The organism is Cyanobium gracile UHCC 0281 (assembly GCF_034931305.1).
Classification (GTDB): Bacteria; Cyanobacteriota; Cyanobacteriia; order PCC-6307; family Cyanobiaceae; genus Cyanobium; species Cyanobium gracile_A.
This window is the reverse complement of the sequence record NZ_JAYGHY010000091.1, coordinates 1-6222: the sequence shown is the minus strand read 5'-3', so window position 1 is coordinate 6222 and position 6222 is coordinate 1. Positions and strand designations below refer to the sequence as shown.

The 6222-nt window shown below is 70.0% G+C and carries 7 protein-coding genes; 3 read left to right on the top strand and 4 right to left on the bottom strand.

All coding sequences use genetic code 11. From position 1 onward, the window contains the following. Positions 1-82 precede the first annotated feature (82 nt). Complete coding sequence (locus VB739_RS15830) at positions 83-1096, bottom strand: CNNM domain-containing protein (protein ID WP_323357983.1); 1014 nt, start codon at positions 1094-1096, stop codon at positions 83-85. A gap of 103 nt (positions 1097-1199) precedes the next feature. Between VB739_RS15830 and VB739_RS15825 the strand changes: the two genes are divergently transcribed. Further along, positions 1200-2531 carry an aminopeptidase P N-terminal domain-containing protein gene (locus VB739_RS15825; protein ID WP_323357982.1) on the top strand — a complete coding sequence of 444 codons (1332 nt, stop codon included), beginning with the start codon at positions 1200-1202 and terminating at the stop codon, positions 2529-2531. Between the two features lie 94 nt (positions 2532-2625). Then, positions 2626-3765, top strand: coding sequence for a hypothetical protein (locus VB739_RS15820; protein ID WP_323357981.1), 1140 nt, complete (start codon positions 2626-2628; stop codon positions 3763-3765). A 25-nt stretch (positions 3766-3790) separates the two neighbouring features. On the opposite strand, the gene VB739_RS15815 is transcribed toward VB739_RS15820, so the two are convergent. After that, positions 3791-4540 carry a TIGR01548 family HAD-type hydrolase gene (locus tag VB739_RS15815; protein WP_416233353.1) on the bottom strand — a complete coding sequence of 250 codons (750 nt, stop codon included), beginning with the start codon at positions 4538-4540 and terminating at the stop codon, positions 3791-3793. Between the two features lie 98 nt (positions 4541-4638). Here VB739_RS15815 and VB739_RS15810 point away from each other — a divergent pair, with 98 nt between their 5' ends. Continuing rightward, the gene (locus VB739_RS15810; RefSeq protein WP_416233352.1) at positions 4639-5121 is read left to right on the top strand and encodes a 30S ribosomal protein PSRP-3; all 483 of its coding nucleotides are present in this window, start codon (positions 4639-4641) and stop codon (positions 5119-5121) included. 21 nt (positions 5122-5142) lie between these two features. On the opposite strand, the gene VB739_RS15805 is transcribed toward VB739_RS15810, so the two are convergent. Further along, positions 5143-5805 (bottom strand): transaldolase family protein, encoded by a 663-nt coding sequence (locus VB739_RS15805; RefSeq protein WP_323357980.1) that lies wholly within the window; start codon positions 5803-5805, stop codon positions 5143-5145. A 5-nt stretch (positions 5806-5810) separates the two neighbouring features. After that, the coding region (locus VB739_RS15800) for a hypothetical protein (RefSeq protein WP_323357979.1) at positions 5811-6222 on the bottom strand (412 nt) is incomplete at its 5' end.

The window sequence follows — 6222 nt, the reverse complement described above, 5'->3', positions numbered from 1 at the left end:
AGCCCCGACCGCCAGCGGGCCAGCAGCTGCCGGCAACGCTCGGCAGCGGGGGGGGCAACCAGGGGGGCCGTTGCCACCATGGTCAACCGTTGCTCTCGGCGGCGGCGGCCGGCCGGCGCCACCAGCCGGCCAGCACCGCCAGCACGGCCTCGGGGCCGATCACCCCGACAAAGCCGCCGAACTCGTCCACCACCACCCGCACCCCGGAGCCGTTGCGGCGGAAGCTTGTGAGCAGCCGGTCGGCGCGGATCATCTCCGGCACGAACTCCACCGGCTCGCACAGATCGGCGGCCTGACTACCACCCCTGCCCTCCACCAGGGCGGTGAGCAACTGCTCGCGGCTGGCCACACCCAGCACCTCATCGACCTCCTCCCCCAGCACCACCCACCAGGCGGTGGCGTGTCGCAGCAGGGTGGAGCGCTGCTCATCGAGGCTCTGGTGGCCCGCCAGGGTGGGCGCCGACACCCGCGGCAGCATCAGATCCCTGGCGGTGAGGTCGTTGAGCTGGAACACCTTGGCGATCATGGCGGCCTCATCGGCCTCGATCTGACCCTTCTGGGATCCCAGCCTGGCCAGGAGCCGGATTTCCTCCTCGTCGGTGCTGATCTCGTTCTCGGCGGTGATCGCCGGCAGGATCCGCTCCAGCAGCAGCACCAGGGGCAGCATCAGCTGGCTGATCACCCCGAGCCCGGGGGAGATGGCCAGGGACACCGGCATCGCCAGACGTGTACCGATCGCCTTGGGCAGGATCTCCCCGAGCAGGATCACCAGCACGGTGAGGGCCACGGAGAACAGGGGCAGGGCGGGGCCGCTGATGCCATGGCGGGCGAACACGGCGCTGGCGAAACCGCCCACCATCAGGCTGCCGAAGATGTTGAACATGTTGTTGGCGATCACCAGCACCGCCAGGGTGCGGCCGAGGCGCTGGCGCAGGGCCTGCAGCCGCCGGGCCCCCGGCACGGGGCGGGGGCGACTCGCCAGTTCGTGCACCTTCACCGGGTTGACCGTGAGCAGAGCCGCCTCCACCCCCGAACACAGGAAGGACCCCAGCAACATCAGGATCACCGCCAGCAACAGAAGCAGGTAATCGTTCATCCGCGGGCGACGGGAACGGAAGAAAGCGGCACGCGCGGGTTCGGGGAGATCACGTGTATTTAATCGGCTGTGCCATCTTCTCGCTGTACATCCCTGCGCTTCGATGCCGCCGACCCCCCTGATCGACCCCGCCCTGCTGGCCCGCCGGCGCCAGCGGTTCCTGCAGAAGCTGGGCAGTGTGGCCGCGGTGATCCCCGGGGCGGCGTTGGTGACCCACCACGCCGACGTGGAGCATGGCTTCCGCCAGAACAGCGACTTCTGGTACCTCACCGGCTTCGATGAGCCCGGGGCCGTGGCCCTGTTCCTGCCCCACCGGCCCGACAACCCCTTCGTGCTGTTCGTGGAGGCGAAGGATCCCGGTGCCGAGGTGTGGAACGGCTTCCGCTGGGGTTGCGAGGGAGCCGTGACCAGCTTCGGCGCCGATCTGGCCCACCCCCGCGGCGAGCTGGCCGAACGGCTGCCGGAGTACCTCGACGGCGCCGAGGGGATCGCCTTCCGGGTGGGCCGCCATCCCCAGGTGGAGCCCCTGGTGCTCGCCGCCTGGGCACGCCAGCTGGATCGGTCCCCCCGCAGCGGCAAGGCCGCCCTCGGGCTCGTGGCCCCCTGCCCCCTGCTGCACGAGCTGCGGCTGCGCAAGGATCCGGAAGAGCTGACCCGGTTGCGGGAGGCCGCCCGCATCTCCGCCGAAGCCCACGAACTGGCCCGGCGGGTGGTGCGGCCTGGCCTCAGCGAACGGCAGGTGCAGGCCATGATCGAGCAGCACTTTCTTGAGCAGGGAGCGCGCGGGCCGGCCTATGGCTCGATCGTGGCCGGGGGCGACAACGCCTGCGTCCTCCACTACACCGCCAACGCCGATGTCCTGCGGGAGGGCGACCTGCTGCTGATCGATGCAGGCTGCAGCCTCGACGATTACTACAACGGCGACATCACCCGCACCTTCCCCGTCAGCGGGCGCTTCAGTGGCGAGCAGCGCGCCCTTTACGACCTGGTGCTGGCCGCCCAGGAGGCGGCCGTGGCGGCGGTGGCCCCCGGCCAGACCGCCGAGGGGGTGCACGACACCGCCGTGCGGGTGCTGGTGGAGGGGCTGGTGGAGCTGGGCCTGCTGAACGGCGCGGTGGATGGCCTGATCGAGCAGGGGGCCTACCGCCACCTGTACATGCACCGCACCGGCCACTGGCTGGGGCTCGATGTCCACGATGTGGGGGCCTACCGGCTGGGCGAACACCATGTGGCCCTCGAACCGGGCATGGTGCTCACCGTGGAGCCCGGCCTGTACGTGAGCGACCGGCTGGCGGTGCCCGAGGGCCAGCCCGCCATCGCCGATCGCTGGAAGGGCATCGGCATCCGCATCGAGGACGACGTGGCGGTGAGCGACCACGGCCATGAGGTGCTCTCGGCTGCCGCCCTCAAAGCGCCGGCGGCGATGGAGCGTTGAGCCGGCCCTGCGCTGCCGCTGTTCTCGACGGTGACGCGCTGCCCGGGCACGAGGGCGCCTGATCTGCCAGTGTCAAGCTCAGCGGCAGGCCGGTATGCGCGGGAGGCGAGGGCGACGGCTGGCGCTGCTGGTCGGGCTGGCGCTGGTGGTGCTGGGCCTGGTGCTGGCCCTCGCCCTCAGACCGGCAGGGTCCGGTAGCGGATCCCCGTCGGCTCCTCCGCTGGGGCAGGGCCAGCCGCTGAGGGATCGGGTCCGGCGGGTCGATCCCCAGGACCTGATCGCCCAGACCAAGGCGATCCCGGTGAAGACGGGCATGTATATCAAGAACCTGCATGGCCTCTCCCTGGCGGAGCGGATCTTCAAGGCCGAGGGGTATTACTGGCTGGAATGGCCGCAGCGCCTGCAGGATCTACTGGAGGAAACGAAAGTGTCTGCCGCGGATCTGGTGGAACTGTCGAACCTGGTCGATGAATACGATGCGGTCATCAAGCCCTATGGCGAAGTGACGCGGCTGCCTTCCGGGCGGTATCGCTATCAGGCGCGCTTTTCGGGGTCCTTCTACATCCCTTACCTCAGTTTCAAGGATTCCCCCTTCGATCGGATCGCCCTGCCGATCGTTCTGGAGATCGGCCCCGATGTGTTCGCGCTGCAGGATCAGCCGGTGGTGCTGGTGCCTGATCGCTCCTCAGGCGCCCTGCTCGGGGCCTACTCGGTGGTCGATGGGTTTCATCTGCACTCTGCTGAGCTGGTGCCGCTGCTGCATGCCTATGGCACCTCCTGGGGACTGGACAAGGGCGATCTCGACTACTCCACCCTCAGCGCCGTGGTGCATCTGGACAGCGATGCAGTCGCCAGCTTCATCACCTATGTGCTGCCGCTGCTGATCGTGCTGGCCATCGTGTTCGCCGCGCCGTCGCTGGAGGGGCGACTGGGGGATGTGCGGCTCGCCATCCCCACGACGGCCCTCCTCACCCTGATCTTTCTGCAGCAGGCCTACAAGGCGAGTCTGCCCGCCCTGAGCTATCTCACTTTCCTCGACTGGCTCTATGCCTATGCCTACCTGGTGACGATCGCGCTGTTCTTCCTGTTCCTGTGGGGCAGCAACGCCTGCGCCAACGCGCCTGAAGACCAGCTCGCCTCCGTGGTGGCCAGCCTCAACCGGATCGACCTGCGGTTCCAGGCGCTGGCACTGATCGGACTGGTGGTGGTGGGCCTGCTGGCCTGGGCGTTGTGAGGCTTGGGGGTGGTGTGCCGTGGCCTCACGGGAGCTGGCGGCCCCTGGGGGCCAAGGGCAGGTGCTCAGCCACACGGTCGGTGGAGGGAATCACCGCATCCGCCCCGGCGGCCAGCAGCTGGTCCTCGTAGCGGCAGCGCTCGGCTTCCCGGCCAGGTTGCTGCAGGTGGGGCGGGGCCACGGCCAGGCTGAGGAAGCGCTGGCTGGGCTGCTGCTGCCGGGCCCGCTGCACCGTGAGCACGTCGGCCACGGTGTCTCCCAGGTAGGCCACCGGCGGTGCCTCTGGGCCCAGGGGGCCGGCCAGGGCGAGGGCCAGGCGCAGCAGTCCCGTGGGATCGGGCTTGTCGGGGGCCTGGCCCATGGCGATCAGGGGCGGCGCCACCAGGCCCAGCCGCTGCTCCAGCACGAAGCGGGCGGAGGGAGGCTCGGCGCCGCTGACGAAGCCCCAGGCGATCCCCCGGTCGCTGAGGGCAGCGAAGAAGGTTCCATCCACCAGCAGGGGCTCACGGCCGATGAAGCCGCGCCAGAGGCCGGGATCCCCCTCCGGGTCGCCACCGAAGTAGTAGCCGCTGAACACCTGCACCAGGACATCCCAGGTGGGCAATGGGTGGCTGCCACGCCGGCGCAGCAGCTCCATGGAGGCCTGCCAGTCGTTGTTCCAGCAGCCTTCGGCCTTGAGGGCGTCGATCGAGGCCGGCTCCGGTGCCCAGCCACTGAAATGGCGCACGGTTTCGATGATGGCGCGCCGGTAGCTGCCGCCCACATCCCTGATCACGCCGTCGATATCGAAGAGGAGAACGGCGCGGGGGGCGGCGGGGGCGGCCAGGGGGTTGCTGCGAATCGGCTGGTAGGTTAGTCGTTTGCTAATACCCCTTGAGCGCCGAAACCGTGACAGCCCCTGAGAGTGCCGAGACCGCTGCCGTGAGCGCCGTCCCTACGGCCATCGCAGCCGACACCACCGAGGGTCGTCCGGTGCTGCGCGGCGGCAGTGCCGCCCTGGCCACCGCCACCATCGATGAAGATGGCGTGCCTTCGGGCTACACCCCCAAGGCCGACGAGGGCCGCTTCCTGGTGAAGATCCTCTGGCTGCCCGACAACGTCGCCCTGGCGGTGGACCAGATCGTCGGTGGCGGCCCCAGCCCCCTCACCGCCTACTTCTTCTGGCCCCGTGAAGACGCCTGGGAAACCCTCAAGGGCGAGCTCGAAGCCAAGAGCTGGATCACCGACAACGAGCGGGTGGAGATCCTCAACAAGGCCACCGAGGTGATCAACTACTGGCAGGAGGAAGGGCGCGGCAAATCCCTCGATGAGGCCAAGCTCAAGTTCCCCGACGTCACCTTCTGCGGGACCGCCTGAGTCCAGCGTTGCCTGGGCGGTTCAGCTGCCCAGGGCATCACGTTCGAACTGTTCGGCGGCCGCGGCGGTGTCCGGGCTGGCGAACAGGGCCTCGGCGATGGCCGGACTGATTGTGTGGTGGGCCAGACCGGCGGCAGCCAGGCGGGCCAGATCCCCCGGTTGCCGCAGGCTGGCCACCAGCAGGCGGGTGCTGGAGCCCACCCCGTCGAGGGCCCGCTGCATAGCGATCAGTTCGCCGTGGCCGTCACGGCCGAGATCGCCGATGCGTCCCAGGTAGGCGGCGATGCCATGGGCCCCGAGGGCGGCGGCCACCAGCACCTGCGCCACCTCGTAGCAGGCGGTGAAGGTGACGGGAACCCCTTCGGCGATCAGCTGACGCGCCACTTCAGCCCCTCCACTGGTGATCGGCACCTTGACGAACACCCGCTGGGGATCAAGGGCCGCCAGGGCGCGGCCGGTGGCCAGTTGCTGCTCGCCATCGGCGCCCCAGGTCTGCAGATGGAGTTCGCGGCAGCCCAGGGCCGCAGCCCGCTGGCCCAGCCGGGCCAGGTGGTCGAGGCTGCAGGGCTGGCCGGCCCGCCGCAGCAGGGTCGGGTTGGTGGTGACCCCCTGGAACAGGCCACTGGGCAGCCAGCGCTCCCACTCCAGGGGGTCGGCGCTATCGAGCAGCAGACGCAGAGCCATGGGGATCAGGGGGGAGTGGTGGCCGGGGAGAGGGCCCACTGCCGGCTGAGGGCCTCCAGCAGGGCCGGGCAGGCGCCGAGGGCCTGCAGGGGGCCGCGGGGTTGTGCCGCTGCCGGTTGGGCCGCGGCAGGCTTGTCCTCCGTTGGATCGGCAGCTGGCAGATCCGCCGCGATCAGGGCAGCCAGGGGATCCGTGGCGGCTGCAGCTTTGAGTTGGCCTGGATCCTGCCGGCCCTGGCGAAGGGCGACGAACAGGTCGCGGCGACGGCGCAGCTCCAGGGGAAGGGTGGCCGGCTGGCTGCAGAGGCGCTCCACCTCGGCCAGGGCGGCCCGCAGCCCGGGGGAGGTGGGCGCCGCCTGCGGCGGGGGCTGGGTTCGGGGCCAGATCAGGGCCAGCCAGCCCGCACCGGCGGTGGAC